14 protein-coding genes are annotated in these 17,792 nt (G+C 41.3%); 3 read left to right on the plus strand and 11 right to left on the minus strand.

Features of this window, described 5'->3' with window-relative positions:
- Positions 1-66: 66 nt before the first annotated feature.
- From ACKWCF_RS11400 to ACKWCF_RS11410, 3 genes are read right to left on the minus strand one after another with little or no spacing between them, the layout of a single operon-like run.
- Positions 67-834, minus strand: coding sequence for a hypothetical protein (locus ACKWCF_RS11400; protein WP_409477716.1), 768 nt, complete (start codon positions 832-834; stop codon positions 67-69).
- 26 nt (positions 835-860) lie between these two features.
- A complete protein-coding gene (locus tag ACKWCF_RS11405) occupies positions 861-1,187 on the minus strand; it encodes a cupredoxin domain-containing protein (protein WP_409477717.1) in 327 nt (108 codons plus the stop codon).
- A gap of 37 nt (positions 1,188-1,224) precedes the next feature.
- The gene (locus tag ACKWCF_RS11410) at positions 1,225-1,953 is read right to left on the minus strand and encodes a PHP domain-containing protein (RefSeq protein ID WP_409477718.1); all 729 of its coding nucleotides are present in this window, start codon (positions 1,951-1,953) and stop codon (positions 1,225-1,227) included.
- Between the two features lie 152 nt (positions 1,954-2,105).
- Between ACKWCF_RS11410 and ACKWCF_RS11415 the strand changes: the two genes are divergently transcribed.
- Both ACKWCF_RS11415 and ACKWCF_RS11420 read left to right on the plus strand, forming a co-directional pair.
- A complete protein-coding gene (locus ACKWCF_RS11415) occupies positions 2,106-2,453 on the plus strand; it encodes a hypothetical protein (RefSeq protein WP_409477719.1) in 348 nt (115 codons plus the stop codon).
- Between the two features lie 11 nt (positions 2,454-2,464).
- Positions 2,465-4,150 (plus strand): ATP-binding protein, encoded by a 1,686-nt coding sequence (locus tag ACKWCF_RS11420; RefSeq protein WP_409477720.1) that lies wholly within the window; start codon positions 2,465-2,467, stop codon positions 4,148-4,150.
- 2 nt (positions 4,151-4,152) lie between these two features.
- On the opposite strand, the gene ACKWCF_RS11425 is transcribed toward ACKWCF_RS11420, so the two are convergent.
- The 6 genes from ACKWCF_RS11425 to kdpF are packed head-to-tail and all read right to left on the minus strand — an operon-like array spanning position 4,153 to position 12,030.
- Positions 4,153-4,839: a response regulator gene (locus ACKWCF_RS11425; RefSeq protein WP_409477721.1), complete on the minus strand. Its 687-nt coding sequence runs from the start codon at positions 4,837-4,839 to the stop codon at positions 4,153-4,155.
- On the minus strand, positions 4,832-7,534 hold the full coding sequence (locus ACKWCF_RS11430) for an ATP-binding protein (RefSeq protein ID WP_409477722.1): 2,703 nt from the start codon (positions 7,532-7,534) through the stop codon (positions 4,832-4,834). The genes ACKWCF_RS11425 and ACKWCF_RS11430 overlap by 8 nt, the downstream gene beginning before the upstream one ends.
- Complete coding sequence (kdpC, locus tag ACKWCF_RS11435; RefSeq protein WP_409477723.1) at positions 7,531-8,103, minus strand: potassium-transporting ATPase subunit KdpC; 573 nt, start codon at positions 8,101-8,103, stop codon at positions 7,531-7,533. The genes ACKWCF_RS11430 and kdpC overlap by 4 nt, the downstream gene beginning before the upstream one ends.
- A 40-nt stretch (positions 8,104-8,143) precedes the next feature.
- A complete protein-coding gene (kdpB, locus tag ACKWCF_RS11440) occupies positions 8,144-10,231 on the minus strand; it encodes a potassium-transporting ATPase subunit KdpB (RefSeq protein ID WP_409477724.1) in 2,088 nt (695 codons plus the stop codon).
- 15 nt (positions 10,232-10,246) lie between these two features.
- Complete coding sequence (kdpA, locus tag ACKWCF_RS11445) at positions 10,247-11,938, minus strand: potassium-transporting ATPase subunit KdpA (RefSeq protein WP_409477725.1); 1,692 nt, start codon at positions 11,936-11,938, stop codon at positions 10,247-10,249.
- A gap of 8 nt (positions 11,939-11,946) precedes the next feature.
- A complete protein-coding gene (gene kdpF, locus ACKWCF_RS11450; RefSeq protein ID WP_409480258.1) occupies positions 11,947-12,030 on the minus strand; it encodes a K(+)-transporting ATPase subunit F in 84 nt (27 codons plus the stop codon).
- A 150-nt stretch (positions 12,031-12,180) separates the two neighbouring features.
- Here kdpF and ACKWCF_RS11455 point away from each other — a divergent pair, with 150 nt between their 5' ends.
- Entirely contained in the window at positions 12,181-12,483 is a 303-nt protein-coding gene (locus ACKWCF_RS11455; RefSeq protein ID WP_409477726.1) for a hypothetical protein, read from the plus strand.
- A 1-nt stretch (position 12,484) separates the two neighbouring features.
- Here the strand turns inward: ACKWCF_RS11455 and ACKWCF_RS11460 are convergent, their stop codons facing one another.
- Together ACKWCF_RS11460 and ACKWCF_RS11465 are read right to left on the minus strand one after the other, a co-directional pair.
- Positions 12,485-15,631 (minus strand): hypothetical protein, encoded by a 3,147-nt coding sequence (locus tag ACKWCF_RS11460; protein ID WP_409477727.1) that lies wholly within the window; start codon positions 15,629-15,631, stop codon positions 12,485-12,487.
- Between the two features lie 65 nt (positions 15,632-15,696).
- Positions 15,697-17,769 carry a hypothetical protein gene (locus ACKWCF_RS11465; RefSeq protein ID WP_409477728.1) on the minus strand — a complete coding sequence of 691 codons (2,073 nt, stop codon included), beginning with the start codon at positions 17,767-17,769 and terminating at the stop codon, positions 15,697-15,699.
- Positions 17,770-17,792 lie beyond the last annotated feature (23 nt).

Genomic DNA, 17,792 nt, shown 5'->3' on the forward strand with positions numbered 1-17,792 from the left:
GAACAATAAAAGATTACATTTTCTAATAATTAGCCATTTATACGACCTAAATTGAAACGCTTAAAATTATTCTACAACGGTCACTGATAGAGGAACCGTTTTTAGTTCGTCATGATCGTTTAACTGTACCCACATACGATAATCACCAACTCTTGGAAATGTCGCATGCAACATTCCCGAAGCCGTATCTTGCCCATCCATCGGGTGAACATGAATAAGATCTTTTCCGTCAGGAGAAATCGCAATCACATGCGCATTAGCACCTAAGTACGGAGTTACTACTGGCAGAGATCCATCATCACGAGAAACCCGGTAAGTTAACATTATCATTTTACCTGCTCTGATTTTTTGTTGAGACAATTCTACTGTGGTATGATTAGAAGTTTCTTTGCGGTGATCACCTAAGTTTGTTACACTCCAAGGAGATTTTCCACCTTCAACTTTAAGCTTATTAGAAACTGAAAATTCAGCGCCATCATTTAACGTACCCTGTGCCCAAATAAAGTAAGCACCATTCACTGGCAAATTTAATTCAGTCTGCCACAGGCCGTTTACAAATTCTGGATGGACATGATTGAATTCCTTCAAAGCCGCATCATAAACGATGAAATGCACTTTTTTAGTATGTGAAAGTTTTAAATCAGTATCAGTGATTTCTTTTTTAGATTCATTATCGAAAATCTGAAAAGAAAAAGCAATTTTATCTGAGGCTTGAAGAACTTTTACCTCGGACTCGATAGATACTCTGTCATGGCCGTGCCCACCGCCATCGGCATGTACAACCACTGGACTCAAGATACAGCATAAAGCACTTAATAATAATTTTATTTTCATGGTGATTTACCGTATTTAGAAAAAACCTACTTTACGTAGATTTTTCCACCTTCCATGAGGTTCATGCCACAACCAAAACGCACTTCGCCTTTTTCAAGTTTTCCGACATGCACGAGAACTGTTTTATTTAACGGCAGTTTTGTATTGATTTTTTTATCAGGAACCATGATTTCTGTGGCACAAGTGGCATCAGATGTGCGGGTAATTTTTAAAGTTAAATCTGTACCCGGTGTCACGTTAATAGCGTTAGGTTGATAGCCTTCTTCGGTCACTTTAATTTCAACCGTTTCTTTGCCTGCAAATGCAACCGCAGATAAAAGTGTGCTTAGAACAATAATGCCTAATTTTTTCATAATTAACCTCTGTTAATCCTACTATGATTGCCGAGGTCTATTTGTGACAAGAATTTTCAAAAATCTGCGAAATAGGGTTATTTTCGTAAAATAGCTCTACCCGCTGTTCACGCAAGGCCTGGATAAAGTCTGATTCTGTGCCTGTGGAATGCACGATGGTTTTCCAGGAGTTAAAATGATTGAGTCGGTGAAAATCGCTACTGGCCACGAGCGGTAACCCAGAATTTAACACATGATCGAAGATCTTTTGGCGGTAGTTAACTTCCCAAAGATCAATCAAATGCTGCCATTCATTACGTTTTTCCCAAAGTTGCAAGGTTTGAAATTCAAAATCACCGGTTAAAAAGGGATGCGCGGCAATTGTTAACGCGTTTTTAGCTTTAGCTTCATACAAAATTTCTTCGATCCCCAGATCGGGATCAATAAAATCTGTGATTCCTAAAATTAAAACGTGGGCACCACGCTGGTGAAAAAATGAGTTTTTAGTGATTTCAAAACCAGGCACCAGCAGCATACCGTACTGCTTTTGCGCCCGTTCTTTTTCGCGCCATAAAGTCTCCATATAGCACGAAAATTTTTCTTCGGTTAAACTTAAATTTAATCTGCGGCTAACATGCCCGATCACTCCACCACGTTCACAAAGATGATCAGTGATGGCAATGGCCCCGTAGCCTTTTGCCCCGTAAAGATCAACGATTTCGGCCACAGAGAGCTGTCCGTCGCTAAATTGACTATGAATATGTAAGTCAGTTTTTAAAGGCTTCATACTTATAAAGACCTTAAGGCATTTTTACGTGCTTGTGATTTCAAGATTCAGTCAATGGTCGAGTGTTAACGAAAACCTAACAATAACTATGATTTAGATTACTAGACTTCTCATTTTTTAGACGCAGGCCTATAATATTTGAAAGGATTTTTATGAAATTTATCGTGCTATTAGCTCTTGTGTTATCAACTTCAACTGCTTCTGCTAAAAGCGTAAAATCTCGCAAAACAGCCAGCACAACTGGAGCTTGCGAAACGCAAGCTGGCGAAGTCGCTGCTGGTGCTGTTAGAGCCTTAGGCCAAGACGTGACTGTTGAATCTGTAAGAACTGATTTTATTAAAGCCAACCATGAAATCTACAAAGTTAAACTTAAAGGTAACGGTTTTTCTTCTGCTGAAACAAACAAAGTCATCACGGTTAAACTTTGGGATATGGGTGATGGCTGCGGGTTAGATTCTATTGAAATGCCAATGGAATTTAAACGCGAAAAAAATGATTAGTGCACTTGATTATGTCAGCTAACGTAGATTTTAAAGTTTTATTTGAAAATGCCCCGGGACTTTATCTGATCTTAGATCCAAGATTTATGATTGTGGCTGTTAGTAACGCTTACACAAAAGCCACTCTCACGACCCGCGATTTTTTAGTTGGCAAACATATCTTTCAAGCTTTTCCTGATGATCCTAATGATCCCAACGCGACAGGCACTAAAAATTTAGGAGCCTCTTTGCAACGGGCTTTAACTTTAAAAAAAGCCGATTCGATGGCGGTGCAAAAATACCCGATTCGTCTAGCTAACGGAGAATGGGAAACCCGCTACTGGAGCCCGATTAATACGCCCATTGTAAATGACAAAAATGAAGTTATATACATCATTCACCAAGTTGAAGATGTCACTGAATTTATGAATCTTAAAGCCGATCGCAGCGAGCTTTTAACAAAAACTGACCAGATGGAAGCTGAAATCATGCGACGCGCACAGGATATTCAAGAAGCCAACAAACAGCTGCGTGATGTGAATGAAGAATTAACAGTTGCTAAAGAGCAAGCGTTAAGCGCTTCGCGTTTAAAGTCTGATTTCTTAGCCAATATGTCTCATGAAATCAGAACACCGATGAATGGTGTGCTTGGCATGTCAGGTTTATTACTAGATACAAAGCTTAATGAAGAGCAAATGGATTACACCGTTTCTATTCGTAAATCGGCTGAAAGTTTACTTTCTATTATCAATGATATTTTAGATTTTTCGAAAATCGAAGCCGGAAAGCTCACTTTTGAAAATGTAGATTTCAATATTGAGTCTTGTCTTTTAGATGTTAAAGATTCTTTTCTTGTGGCTCTTAGTGAAAAAGGTTTAGCTTTTAATATCACTCTAGATCCGCAAATTCCGCAGACCGTAAATGGCGATCCAGGCCGTCTGCAACAAATTTTACGTAACTTAGTGGGAAATGCTGTTAAATTCACACCACATGGTGCAATCACCCTAACGGCCAAACTTCGTGATAAAACGACTTCTGGAATGGAGCTTTATTTCGAAGTTAAAGATACCGGCATCGGTATCGATCCCAAAATGCACACTGGGCTATTCGAAAAATTTTCGCAAACGGATTCGTCAAACACCCGCAAGTACGGCGGAACGGGCCTTGGGCTTTCAATTTGTAAAAGCTTGACTCATATGATGGGTGGCATAATCGGCCTAAGTAGTGAAACCGGTAAAGGTTCGACATTCTGGTTTACCGCTAAAATGAATATTGCAAAATCAAATGTAGCCCCGGCTTCGCACCAAAAAATTCCGCAGTACACGAGTGAAAAAATACTAGGACGTGTTTTGATTGCCGAAGATAACCCCATCAATCAAAAAATTGCGATTAAGCTTGTCGAAAAAATGGGTTGCCGTGCCGATGCTGTCGCCAACGGTGAAGAAGTAATCAACGCTTTAAGTAAAGTGCCTTATGATTTAATTTTAATGGATTGCCAGATGCCCGAAATGGATGGCTTTGAAGCCACTAAAAAAATTCGTGAAACCGAAAAAGCTTCTGGGCATAAAAGAATTCCGATTATCGCCCTCACCGCTTCGGCCATGGGTGCCGACCAACAAAAATGTCTCGATGTAGGCATGGATGACTATTTAACTAAACCTGTCGACTTTCAAAAAGTTTGGCAATCTTTAGAAAAATGGCTTAAACCGAAACAATGATCCTATACTAAACGATACCCTACTCCGGGCTCTGTAATTAGATGTTTCGGCTCAGATGGCGTTTTCTCGATCTTTTTTCTTAACTGGTTAACATAAATTCTTAGATAGTGAGTTTGCTCTTCGTCAAGTTTTCCCCAAACCAACTTCATCAGCTGTTTTTGCGGGACAACTTTACCTTGATCGCGCACTAAAACTGCTAAAAGTTCGTATTCAGTCGCTGTTAAGTGAACTTCTTCATTAGATACAAAAACCTTTTTTTGGGCCAGATTCACTTCTAAATCATCGGATTTAAAAACCGGAGTTGCTTCGATTAATCCCAAATGTCTTAACGTTACCCGCACACGGGCCAGTAATTCTTTAGCACTAAAAGGCTTAGTTAAATAATCATCAGCCCCGGCATCGAGTAAGCGCACTTTAGTTTGCTCATCATCACTGACTGTCAGAATAATAATCGGAACACGCGACCACTTACGCAGTTCTTTTAATACGGCAACACCATTCATGTCTGGCAAGCCTAAATCTAATAAAATTAAATGCGGATGAAAACTTGAAATCTGAGCAATACCCGACTGTCCGTCGATGGCTTCAGAAATTTTATAACCACTGGATTCAAGATTCATTTTAAGAACGTTACGAATCGCCGCTTCGTCATCAATAATCAAAATACGAACTTCTTGGTTATTATCCATTATTCACCTCATTTGGTAAGCTTGGCTGCTCTTCCAGCGGAAGACTTACAATAAACCGTGCCCCGTGAGGAATTACGTTTTCAACATGGATACTGCCTTGGTGAAGTTCTACAATACTTTTAACAATCGAAAGACCAAGCCCGGTTCCGCCAGTAGGACTTCCCGGTACGCGGTAGAATTTATCAAAAACTTTTGTTAACGACTCTTCCGGAATTCCTGGGCCGTTATCTTCAATCACAATATTAAATTCATCTTCTAATTTTTTAAGTTTAATATTTATTTCTGAACCCGGCGGAGTATAAATCGCGGCATTTAATACAATATTTGCTAGGGCGTGCTCCATCAAGCGGTAATCAACTTTAAGCAATACAATATTTTCTAAAAATTGCACGTTTACTTTGTGTTGGCTTAACGGCTTTTCAAGTTTTTTAATCACCACACCTAATAGATCGTTGCAATCATGCCATTCTAACTTAAGTGATAGCACACCAGAATTTAACCGACTCATATCAAGTAAATTTTCAATCACGCGGTTTAAACGATCAGCGGCTTCATGTAAACCCAAAGCTACAGTTTTAACTTGCGCTGAATCTTTAGCTGTCGATTCTTGCTCTAAAGCTGAGGCCGCGCCTAAAATCGCTGTAAGAGGTGTGCGCATCTCATGAGAAATAGAACTTAACAGTGTCTGATGAAGTTTTTCAGAGTCTTTTAAACGCTGGGCTTCGGATAACCGGCGGCTTAAGAAGTGACGCTGGATCGAAACACCTAACTGACGAACAATCGATAATAATAAATTCTCTTTTTCTAAATCTAATTTTCTTGTGCGACGTTTTGGTTTAAACACAAAAACACCGACGATTTCTGAAGGCCCACGCAAAGGTAAAAATAAAGCGGCCGCTTCAGATAAAGTTTCAGTCGACCAGCCAGCTTGTTTGTTATTATCAAAACACCACTGCGCCACCGCACAGTCTTTAACGGCAAGATCTACATGATAAGGCTTTAATTCATCGAACTCTAAAACCCCTGTTGGTGATTTAAGTAAAACACCACAATTAGCCTCTAACATATGGCCCACACGCTGGGTCACTTTATGTAAAAATTCGGATTTTTCTGTGGCCGCAGCAATGTCTTGTAAAATTTCATATAAAATATTTGTACGCTCTTCACGCTCACGAATTAAACGTTCATGATACTTTAACCGATTTGTTAAAAAACCCGTGATTAAAGCCACCACAAAAAAAGCCACACACATTAAAATATCTTCGGTATTACCAATAAAAAATGTGAACTTGGGAGGAATAAAGAAGTAATTCCAAATAAGCGTACTTAAGGTTGCGGCCAGAATAACCGCGCCGATGGAACCAAATGTACTTAAAACAACAACCGCTAAAAGAAAAATAAAACCTACGGCACGATACCCGATGAATTTTTCGATCAGTGTACCAAAGCCTGCGACGGCAATAATGGCCATTAAAGTGTACCAATATTTAGCCGGGCCGGTTTTTGAGCTGTAGTAAGAAATTTCATCTATTAAACTTGGGCGTTGTAGCGAAGCCCCTTCTTGGCGGATCACGTGAACGTCGACATCTAAACTTTCATGAATTAAGCCTTCAAGTAAGTTTCCTTTTTCTAAAAGATCACGAAACCAACGACGCGTCGGACGCCCGACCACCACTTGAGTTACATTTTTTTGCCGACAGATACGACGAACCGCTGACGGTACATCCACTTCAGTCGTTGTGATAACTTCGGCTTTTAATTCACGTGCTAAGTTTAAATTTTTAACCAGCTGCGCTTGATCAGTATCGTTTAAACTTAGCCCTGTATCGACATGCACAGCGATCCATGGTGCTTCTAGATTGTAGGCCAGTCTGCGTGTGGCGCGAATTAATTTTTCTGAATATGGGCTGTGGCTAACCGCCACAAGTAGACGTTCGTTGGTTTGCCATGGGCTGCCAGCCGCACGCACACTCACTAATTTTTGTAAATCTTGGTCGACACGCTCAGCGGTCATACGTAGAGCGATTTCACGAAGCGCAGTTAATTTATCTTCTTTAAAAAAGTTTTGCGCAGCCCGCTCGGCTTTATCACCTAAATAGACTTTACCTTCTTTAAGACGTTTTAATAATTCAGACGGAGCAATATCAACAAGTTCAACCAATGTCGCTTTTTCTAAAATACTATCCGGCACAGTTTCTCGAATAGAAACTCCGGTGATGGCCTCGACTGAATCTTTACGACTTTCTAAGTGCTGCACATTAAATGCAGTGTAAACATCAATGCCGGCTTCTAAAATTTCCAAAACATCTTGATAACGTTTTTCATGGCGTGAGCCTGGAACATTGGTATGTGCTAATTCATCAACGATTACCAGTTCTGGTTTTAATTTTAAAATCGCATCAATATCTAGTTCTTCAAGATCAGCTCCACGATAGTGAACTTTTTTTCGATCAACGTGAGGTAAACCTTCAGTCAAAATTGTGGTTTCTGAGCGCCCGTGGGTTTCAACAATCCCAACGGTCACATCAACACCTTCTTTTAATCTTTGATGAGCCGCGCGCAACATAGCGTAGGTCTTACCAACGCCTGCCGACATACCTAAAAAAATACGCAGACGCCCCTCGTGCCTGCGCTTTTCCATTTCGTCGACTGTTTTTAACAATGCATCCGGATCCGGACGATGGTCATCACTCACTTTTCAATTCCTTGAGCTTTATCTAAAGCTAAATTCAAAGCTAATACGTTAACTGTTTTCTCTCCTAAAATACCAAATTGGCGAGCCTCGGTCACTTTATCAATGGTGTTTTGCACCTCGGCTGGCGACATATTTCTGGCCTTAGCCACTCGTTGTAATTGATAATAAGCGGCTTCTGGACTGATATGTGGATCTAAACCACTGCCTGAAGCAAATAACAGATCTTGCGGCGGTTCACCCGTTTGTTCAGGATGAGCGGCTTTAAGTTTTGTACGACGCTCATCAACGGCTTGCTTTAAACCAGCCGCAGCTTGACCTAAATTTGATCCCCCTGATGGTAACGGGTTAAATCCCACCGCTGATGGGCGCGGCCAAAAGTATTCAACTTTTTCAAAGTTCTGGGCGATCAATTTTGAACCCACAACGACATCACCACGTTTAATCAACTGACCATTCGCATTTTCAGAAAATAACACCTGGGTAATTCCTGTCATCATAAGCGGATAAATCAAACCTAATAACAACGTCATAAAAATCGTAAATTTTAAAGCCGGTAGTAAGTGTTTCATAAGTTCTTCTTTCTTTCCTAGAGCGAAGCTCTACATCATTTTAAACAAGACCGATAGAGGTAATAATCACATCGATAAGTTTGATTCCCACAAATGGAACAATAATACCGCCTAAGCCATAGACTAATAAATTACGGCGTAACACCGCTGCTGACCCTTCAGCATGGTATTTAACACCTCGTAAAGCGAGCGGAATTAAAAACACGATCACTAGCGCATTAAAAATCACCGCGCTTAAAATCGCACTTTGTGCAGAAACTAATCCCATAATATTTAACACAGATAACGGACCACCCGCTGCTCCTTGCACAAGATACAACGTGCTAAATAACGCTGGCAGAATCGCAAAATATTTTGCGACGTCATTGGCGATACTGAAAGTCGTTAACGATCCGCGTGTCATTAACAGTTGTTTTCCGATTTCAACAATCTCAATTAATTTTGTCGGATTTGAATCTAGGTCAACCATATTACCCGCTTCGCGAGCCGCTTGCGTTCCGGTATTCATGGCCACGCCCACATCAGCTTGCGCTAAGGCTGGAGCATCGTTAGTTCCATCGCCGGTCATAGCGACTAAGTGACCGTTGGTTTGTTCTTCGCGAATACGTTTTAATTTTGTTTCTGGTGTGGCTTGCGCCATAAAGTCATCAACGCCTGCTTCGGCGGCAATGGCTGCGGCTGTTAGCGGGTTATCACCGGTAATCATCACTGTGCGAATACCCATTTTACGAAGCTCAGCAAAACGCTCTTTGATTCCACCTTTAACGATATCTTTTAATTGCACGACACCTAAAATATTTTTTCCGTCAGCTACCGCTAAAGGAGTCCCCCCTTTTTTAGCGATATCATCAATAATCATATCGATTTCTTTCGGTACAGTTCCGCCTAAACTTTTAACGTGGTCTTTGATAGCTTCGCCTGCGCCTTTACGAATACTGCGCTTACCCGTGCTATCTTCAAAATCAATTCCACTCATGCGTGTATTTGCCGAGAAAGCAATAAACTGTGCTTGATGAGGTTGTACACCTTCAGCACGTAAGCTGAATTTTTCTTTGGCTAATACCACGATTGAACGACCCTCTGGCGTTTCATCGGCAAGCGATGCTAATTGCGAAGCCTGCGCTAAAAGTTCTGGAGGCACACCTTTAACCGGAATAAAAGCTGTGGCCATACGGTTACCTAAAGTGATTGTTCCTGTTTTATCAAGTAACAACACATCAATGTCTCCGGCAGCTTCAACAGCACGACCGCTTGTGGCAATCACATTTCTGCGAATCAAGCGATCCATACCGCTGATACCAATCGCACTTAATAAACCACCGATGGTTGTTGGAATTAAACACACCAATAAAGCAATTAACACCGGAACTGTGACGATATTTGAGAGGTCTTGTCCGGCAGCTCCTGCGCTGTAATCAGCAAATGGTTTTAAAGTCATAACAGCTAAAATAAAAATAATAGTCATACCTGAAAGCACAATACTTAATGCAATTTCATTTGGAGTTTTTTGTCTTTTTGCTCCTTCAACTAAAGCGATCATGCGATCTAAGAATGTATGTCCTGCTTCAGCGGTAATACGGATCACGATACGATCACTGATCACACGGGTACCACCCGTTACAGCACTCCGATCTCCACCGGATTCACGGATTACCGGAGCTGATTCACCGGTAATAGCAGATTCATCGACGCTGGCAATACCTTCAATGACTTCACCATCGCCTGGAATCACGTCACCCGTTTCGCAGATAACAAGATTTCCTTTTTTTAATTCGGCAGCACTGATTCTTGATTCTGTTTTACCACTTAGAAGTCTGGCCATCGTTTGGGTTCTGGTTTTTCTCAAACTTTCAGCTTGGGCTTTACCGCGCCCTTCAGCAATGGCTTCAGCGAAGTTGGCAAAAAGCACGGTAAACCATAGCCAGAGTGAAATTTGAAATTCAAATATTTTTGAACCATGGCCGATGTTGAAAATAACGTAGATCGTTGTTAACACAGCTCCAATTAACGTGACAAACATCACCGGATTTTTCATTTGCATACGTGGATGAAGCTTAATAAACGCTTCTTTTATCGCAGGTACTACTAATTTTTTATCAAATAAATTTACTGTTTTTGTATCAAACATATATTCCTACTTTACTTAAAAAGTTTGACCTTTAATCATCATAATGTGTTCGACGATGGGGCCCAGTGAAAGTGCTGGCAAGAATGTCAACGCACCAACGATAATAATTACACCAACTAATAAAATCGCAAAAAGCGTTGTATCAGTTTCAAATGTTCCTGAAGACGGCGGAGAATATTTTTTCTGCGCTAAACTTCCAGCCACAGCTAAAATCGGAATGATAATCGCAAAACGGCCGACAAACATCGCTAAGGCCAACATCAAGTTGTAATACTGCGTATTTGCACTTAAACCAGCAAAGGCACTGCCGTTATTGGCTGCCCCTGAAGTGAAGGCGTACAACATTTCAGAAAAACCATGTGGGCCTTTATTAGCTAAGCTTGATAGCGCCGCAGGTGTGATCGCTGAAATTCCAGTTCCCAATAAAATCATTGCGCATGGAGCAAGGATAGCTAAGATCACCATTGTCATTTCTTTGGCTTCAATTTTTTTACCCAAGTACTCTGGCGTTCTTCCGACCATAAGCCCTGCGATAAAAACTGTTAACAGAATAAATAACATCATTCCGTAAAAACCAGCGCCTACACCACCGAAAATAATTTCACCTAACATCATGTTCACCATCGCAACACCACCTGATAAGGGTGAGAGTGATGAGTGCATTGCGTTCACTGCTCCGCACGAAGCTGACGTCGTCACAGATGAGAAAAAGACACTATTAAAAACACCGAAGCGTGTTTCTTTGCCTTCCATCATTCCTGATTGGTTAAATACTGGATTCGTTGTGTATTCAGAAGTTAAAGATAAACTTGTAAAAACAATAAATAACGAAAGCATCGCGCCGAAAATAATCCAACCGTGTTTACGTTGGTTCGTCATTGAACCGTACGTGTAAGTTAGTGCAGCACCAATCGCAAAGATTGAAAGCATTTGTAAGAAATTTGATAGCGCTGTTGGGTTTTCAAACGGATGAGTCGCATTGGCATTGAAAAAACCACCACCGTTTGTACCCAACATTTTAATGGCAATTTGTGAAGCCGCAGGTCCTAGTGGAATTATTTGTTTTACACCTTCAAGTGTGATCGCTTCAACATAAGGTGCAAAAGTCTGCACTACACCTTGCCCCACTAAAACAATTGTAAAGACGATACAAATTGGCAACAGCACATAAATGGCTGCGCGCGCTGTATCGACCCAGAAATTTCCGATCGCTTTCGCATTTTTACGAGAAATTCCGCGGATCAAGGCTACCGCTACCGCAATACCGCAGGCAGCGCTTAAAAAGTTTTGTACAGCTAATCCCATCATTTGTGAAAAGTAACTCATTGTTACTTCGCCAGAATAACCTTGCCAGTTGGTATTCGTTATGAAACTAACGGCTGTGTTTAAAGCCGAATGCCAAACAACATTAGGTAAGTTCTGTGGATTTAGCGGAAGCCAAGCTTGCGTCATTTGAATCGCCACTAAAACTACAATCGCTAACAAATGAAAAACCATAAAAGCCGCAGCATAGGTTTTCCAACTCATATCTTCATGAGGATTAATTCCGGAAAATTTGTACGTTAATTTTTCTAACCAACCTAAGGGTTTGTGTAACCAAGTTTTTTGATCAGTAAATACTTTGGCCATGTAACGACCGAGTGGAGGAGTAATCGCAATTAATACAATAACAAAAAGAATAAATTGAACATAGTCGTTAATATGCATAAAAAACCTCAAAACTTCTCAGGATTAAAAAGAGCATAAGTCAGATAAACAAGAACCGCGCCCCCGATCAGTCCCGCAATAATAAATTCCATAAATAGCCTCCGCTTTCTTTAAAAGCTTAGTCCCCGACCGCGTAAAAAAGATGTAAAAATCCCGTTTTTTACACCTTTTTTACGTCTTCATTCTTATTATCAACTTTGAGATCGGGCGCTTTACCCCAAGCCCATGAGAAAGGAATTACCGTGCAATACAGTATGGGAGATTGTTTAGCCGAATATGGTTTTCAGTTTTATGAAGGGCTTCACCAGCCAATATTTTTAGTCAGCAAAATTGGCAAAATTTTAAAAATTAATGAGGCCGGAAGAAAGCTCTTGCAACTTTCACATCTGACAAAAAACGAAATAGAAAAAGTATTGTTAGTGTTAACGGAAAACATGCAAACCACGCCTGTTCAGCGAATGAATATTCAATCAGCCAAAAATACTTGGCAGCTAATTGCTTCGAGTAAATCAGATTATTTGTTAGTTGAAATTGTTCGGCACTAAATTAAGGATCTAGAATACGAGCAATGCCACCTAAACCATTTTGTAAGATCGGAAAGATGATCGCACTTTGAGTGGGATTCCAAGCCATTGAATAACCATCACAAGCGATCGTACTACTTGGCCAGAATAAAGCCGTTTCGGTTGCAGTGTTCATATTGTATTTATAAATTCTTCCGCCCGAGCAGTAATACACAAATGGTACTCCGCTGCGTACGATGTAATAAAACGACTGCGCGCCACGCGGAAGGCTGACTAAATCGCCGATGTTTCCACCTTCAACCGCCGTGCGGATTAAGCTACTGCCAATATGATTGATTAACCAACGGCTATTGGCTGAATCCCACTGCGCTTTTGTAAACGGATTAAAATTGGCTGGCGCTTTACAAGTCCCGATCAAAGTTCCCGCGGCACAGTTATTTAATGAATCAACATTTATTCCGGCCTGTCCGGCTAAGTGAGTTTGTGTACCGTCAGCGACACTGTAAAGTTTAATCATAGAATTGACTTCAGTTGTGCCGTTCCACTGATGCAGTGTACGCATTAACTGAGTGCCGTTATAACCCATCGGCCCTTGAGGGTAACCTGAAATTGAAACTTGATTACCGATACTACCGTCGGCCACTGTATAATCCGTACCACCGCCGCCGGCCACATCTGACCATAAACCTGTTGACCGTGCTAAGCGCGCAAGTATTGAACCATTTCGTGTAAAGAAAATATCTCCAGTCGGAGGATCAACAACCATTGGATAAGTAGCTCCCCAGTATTTTACAGTGATCGGTTGGCTGACCGCTGGATTTGTCGTATCTGGTGCGCCATCTGATCCATTACCAGCGACAAGACTTATGTTACCTCCGGCGATAAATTCACGAATGCGAAACTCATTATTATCAACCACGATAATACGTCCATCGTCAGCACGATCCATCCACAGCACACGGCCTAAACGTGCCGATGTGGCTTTTGATCCATCACCGTAAGCCATTGATTGGCCGAACAGCGATTGCACTTTATTGCTGGCATCAATTACGCGAATGCGATTACGATCCATAAAATAAATTGTACCGACCGGACTTACATACATATCACTGACATCGACGTTACACGATAAAGCGTCGGTTCCGTCTTCACACTGCCCTTTAGTTCCTGTTCCTAAAATACGAACCCATGAATTCGTTGCCGGATTATATTTGTGAATACCTTGCGTATCAAAGTGACTGACGTTGTACATCACACCACTCATTGCAGTAATTGTATTATCGTCGGCCCAATAATTAATAAATGGAATATGTGGTGCTTCAACACCACCATGCACCGGATTGTAACTGACACTTCGCGGACTATGCCCGCCTGATGTCGGAATAATTGAACGTGAACGAATTTTTAAAACTGTTGAAGTGTCTGGATCAAAAGTGATCCCGAAATTGTAAATAGCATAAGTGTCTGGATTAAAGCCGGCATCTTCAAGCGAGCCTGTTCCTGACGGTGTGATGATATAAACTTTTTGATCGGCAGCATTGTAATAACGAACTTTGGCTCCCGAATTACGTGAACGAATAAAATCATCATTAATTTGAAACCAAATATTTCCATTTGGTAAAACCGTGAATAGCATATATTCAAAACTTCCACCAATGGGATTGATTTGAAAATTACTAGCTAATGTGCCATCGGCGTTTGAATTACCACCGCCGATTAATGTGCTAATTTGTCCTGTAGAAAAATTTAATTTTCGAATTAAATTGTAATCATAAATAAGTAAATTTTCTTCGGCATCTAAAACCATTTTAATTGGATTTTTTAAACTCGCACTGGCCACAGGACCGTTCGTTGCGGTTCCCGTAATCGGCATATAAAGTTTTAATAAGCCATCGTAAGGGTCGATACGCATTAAGCCACGCTCATCCAAAATATAAACATTACCGTCACTGCGAACCACAAAACGTGAAGCACCCGCATTGTTTGTACCTACAGCATTTCGAGTATCTAAGATGGCCGTATTAGCACTGCCGTTTAATCCTAAATCTGTATTACCGGCAATAATTGAAAATGGAGTTGTGTTATTAGGCGGAGCCGAAGCGTAACTAATTAACCCCGTGGTATCAATCACCCCCACACGCACTTTGAAATAAGTTGAATACGGTGAACCGTTTGTCCACTTGTAACAGCCTGTTGAACTTCCATCAATCGTACATCCGGCACCTGCTGCATTCGGAATTCCACTGACCACAGACGTAAAGTTTTGCTCATCTGAGGTAAAATAAATCATCATCGCATCACCAGGTAAAGCCAGATCATCAGAGGCATTCCACTTAATATAAACTGATTGACCGGCAGGAATAAATAAATCCGCTTCTGAAATTGGAGATCCTGGCGTATCAGAGTTTGCGGCAATTACGTTGCGAATATCTGGTGCTTGTGGTGGTGTGTATGTTGTATCGAATTTATCTACACCGATTGTTCCCGAACCTGTGTTAGAAAGTGATGAAATAGCTCCGGCTTCACTCTTGACCCAGGCGAAAACCGAGTATGTGGCTTGCACATAACCAATACTGAAATTAAATCCGCTAAAGTTGATACTTGTGGCTGGAGAAATTGGCGGATTAACGCCATCAATCGTCTTCCAGCACGAATCCGTTTTTGTGGGATCACTTGGCGCCGGCGACCCGATTTGTGATTTCAGGCAAAAACCATTCACTTTTAAGTTCGTATGAGTTGCACTTAAAGCGACTTGAACGACATTTGAATCCGTCGCTGTCGCACCGCCATCTAGCGAGATTGTTTGCACCACAGGCTTAATCGTATTCACTCGTAGTGTAACACTGGCTGTAGGTAACATTTCATTTTGCCAAGCGCCGACAAAGTTTTTACCAATCACACAAACTGTGAAAAAATCATCGACCGTATTTGCCGGTGGCGTAAAATAAAAATTAGTCGCAATGGTTTCTTCAGGCGCGGCTAAAAGACTAGCGCCAACCCCTGCATCGTTACAAGTTCCTGATGTGATAAGGACTGCTTTGTAAGCTAAAATTCCTGGGCCACCGACAGTGACATATCTTTGACTGGTATCATTACTTGGAGTTGGGCCAAGGCCTGCTGAATTCACTGTTGCAAAAACTGGATAGATTGATCTTTTCCAAAAGGCCATGTTCGGGTAAAAAGCATTCCCGAAGAAACCATAAAATAAAAAAATGCTAAGACAAATTATCCGAATCATTGAAAGTCGACGACTTGTGCGACAAACACAAAATTGTTAGCACGCAAGAAAGAATAAACCATCGGGTTTCCTGTCGATGAAAACTTCTGTCCTGCTGGGTATTTAAATGCCGTAACTGCTGTTCCGCCCGATCCCCCGTTTGGATGCGATATTCCTGTAAAATCAACCAGACAACTGCTTGGCGCAACAATCACGATAGAATAACTGCTGCCTTCAAACATTGAAAAAAGATTTACGGTTAATACGTTTCCTGGGCACGAACTGAATGTGACGTACTGGGTATTTCCCGTGGCAAAATCAACAGCGTTTCCGGCTGGATTAACTAATGGTGTACCCATTGATGTTTTAACTTGGCCTTGCACATCTAATTTAGCCGCTGGTGTTGTGGTTCCGATACCTACATTACCAGTATTTGTAATTAACATTTTAGTATTACCTGTGGGATTACCACCTTCAGTTGTTGAAACATCAAATTCCAAACCACCGATTGAATTGTAGTTATTTATAATAGACCAATTTCTATTCAGGCCGCCGTTGGCCTGGTCAGAATATAAATGAATAATGGGAACTTGTCCTGCTTGCACTTTGAAGGTGCCCATCGGGTTTGTGGTTTTAACATGTAATAAAGAATCTGGTGCAGTTGTTCCAACGCCCACATTTCCTGTAGCATAACCAATCGCCGAGCCATTGGTTGTCCACTGGGTAGCACTTGATGCTTGCGCCGGAGAATATCCTAACGCGGTTGTGACATCGCCAGAAGATAGACTTGCTCCGGCAATCACGCGGCCTTTGCCATCAACTGTGACTTTTGTGTACTGCGTACCTGATGTGATAGCGCTTTGATTCGCTAAACGTGCATCGGCAATTATACCTGTAGCACTGGCCGAACCAAGATCGACACTATTGGCTGTTGCAAAACTTCCCAAACCTAAATTACTTCTTGCTGTTACAACATTCGTTAAATCAGATAAGTTATTAGATTTTTGGACATAGGTTCCAGAAACAGAATTATCAGCTGGCGTATAACCTAAAGCTGTTGTGACATCACTTGAAGATAAGTTAGCTCCAGCTGTTACCCGGCCTTTGCCATCAACTGTGACTTTTGTGTACTGCGTACCTGATGTGATAGCGCTTTGATTCGCTAAACGTGCATCCGCGATAATTCCGGTCGCACTTGCAGAACCTAGATCTACACTGTTTGCTGTGGCAAAAGATCCCAAACCTAAATTACTTCTTGCTGTGACCACATTTGTTAAATCAGAAAGATTATCTGCTTTTTGCAGATAAGTACCAGAAACCGCATTATCAGCTGGCGTATAACCCAGTGTAGAAATAATCGCCGCAGCGGTGGCTGTCTGTTTATTATTAAATATGTTCCAGTCAGTTGCTGAAAGATAACCATCTGTTGTTGATGTGGCTTGCGTGATAGAAAGTGTTGGCGCTGATCCACCACTTGAAATTAATGGCGCCGTAGCACTGACATCAGAAACCGGAGTGTAACCTAAAGCGTTGATAACCTCGGTGGCACTGACACTGACTCGTACGCAACTAAAACTTGCGCCATTAAATCTTAAAGCTTCATCGCTTTGACAGCCCAACGCCGACAATGTCGTGTATTCAACAAAAGCGGTATCAGATTTATTATTTAAAGTTTTACTATTATTAGATTCGTTCGCGTACATCGCGTAAGGCACAGAGTTAATCGTCATCGCTGGCAATGTTTGCCAACCACTTCCATCATTAAATTGCATCACGATTTTACGTACATCATTCGGGCCCGGAATATAAATACCGGCATTTTGACAAGGAAACGAAGGAATTGAGTTATCAAAAATAGTTTGAAATGTTTGCGAAGTTCCGCTTGTTGGAAATGAACGCGAGCCATTTCCAAGCGCAAAAGAAATAAGGCCTTTGGTATCCATCATGTTGATAGCAGAATAGTCTTCCATATAAAGAATGCAGCTACCTACGGTATCTAAAACCGAAAATCTGAAATTCACACTAGCAGCTTCTAAAGGGTAACCATTCGGCTTTGCAATCTTGGCTTGATAAGTCGTTCGGCCATTCATCGCCAAAGCCGCGCAACAAAACA

Origin of the sequence: Pseudobdellovibrio sp. HCB154 (assembly GCF_046267985.1) — a bacterium.
Lineage (GTDB): Bacteria > Bdellovibrionota > Bdellovibrionia > Bdellovibrionales > Bdellovibrionaceae > Pseudobdellovibrio.

Excerpts from the sequence above, each read along its gene's own strand:
- ACKWCF_RS11405 (WP_409477717.1), bottom strand. The coding sequence starts at position 1,187 with ATGAAAAAATTAGGCATTATTGTTCTAAGCACACTTTTATCTGCGGTT.
- ACKWCF_RS11420 (WP_409477720.1), top strand. The coding sequence starts at position 2,465 with ATGTCAGCTAACGTAGATTTTAAAGTTTTATTTGAAAATGCCCCGGGA.
- ACKWCF_RS11460 (WP_409477727.1), bottom strand. The coding sequence starts at position 15,631 with ATGGCCTTTTGGAAAAGATCAATCTATCCAGTTTTTGCAACAGTGAAT.
- ACKWCF_RS11410 (WP_409477718.1), bottom strand. The coding sequence starts at position 1,953 with ATGAAGCCTTTAAAAACTGACTTACATATTCATAGTCAATTTAGCGAC.
- ACKWCF_RS11400 (WP_409477716.1), bottom strand. The coding sequence starts at position 834 with ATGAAAATAAAATTATTATTAAGTGCTTTATGCTGTATCTTGAGTCCA.
- ACKWCF_RS11415 (WP_409477719.1), top strand. The coding sequence starts at position 2,106 with ATGAAATTTATCGTGCTATTAGCTCTTGTGTTATCAACTTCAACTGCT.
- kdpA (WP_409477725.1), bottom strand. The coding sequence starts at position 11,938 with ATGCATATTAACGACTATGTTCAATTTATTCTTTTTGTTATTGTATTA.
- kdpF (WP_409480258.1), bottom strand. The coding sequence starts at position 12,030 with ATGGAATTTATTATTGCGGGACTGATCGGGGGCGCGGTTCTTGTTTAT.
- ACKWCF_RS11465 (WP_409477728.1), bottom strand. The coding sequence starts at position 17,769 with ATGAATGGCCGAACGACTTATCAAGCCAAGATTGCAAAGCCGAATGGT.
- kdpB (WP_409477724.1), bottom strand. The coding sequence starts at position 10,231 with ATGTTTGATACAAAAACAGTAAATTTATTTGATAAAAAATTAGTAGTA.
- ACKWCF_RS11425 (WP_409477721.1), bottom strand. The coding sequence starts at position 4,839 with ATGGATAATAACCAAGAAGTTCGTATTTTGATTATTGATGACGAAGCG.
- kdpC (WP_409477723.1), bottom strand. The coding sequence starts at position 8,103 with ATGAAACACTTACTACCGGCTTTAAAATTTACGATTTTTATGACGTTG.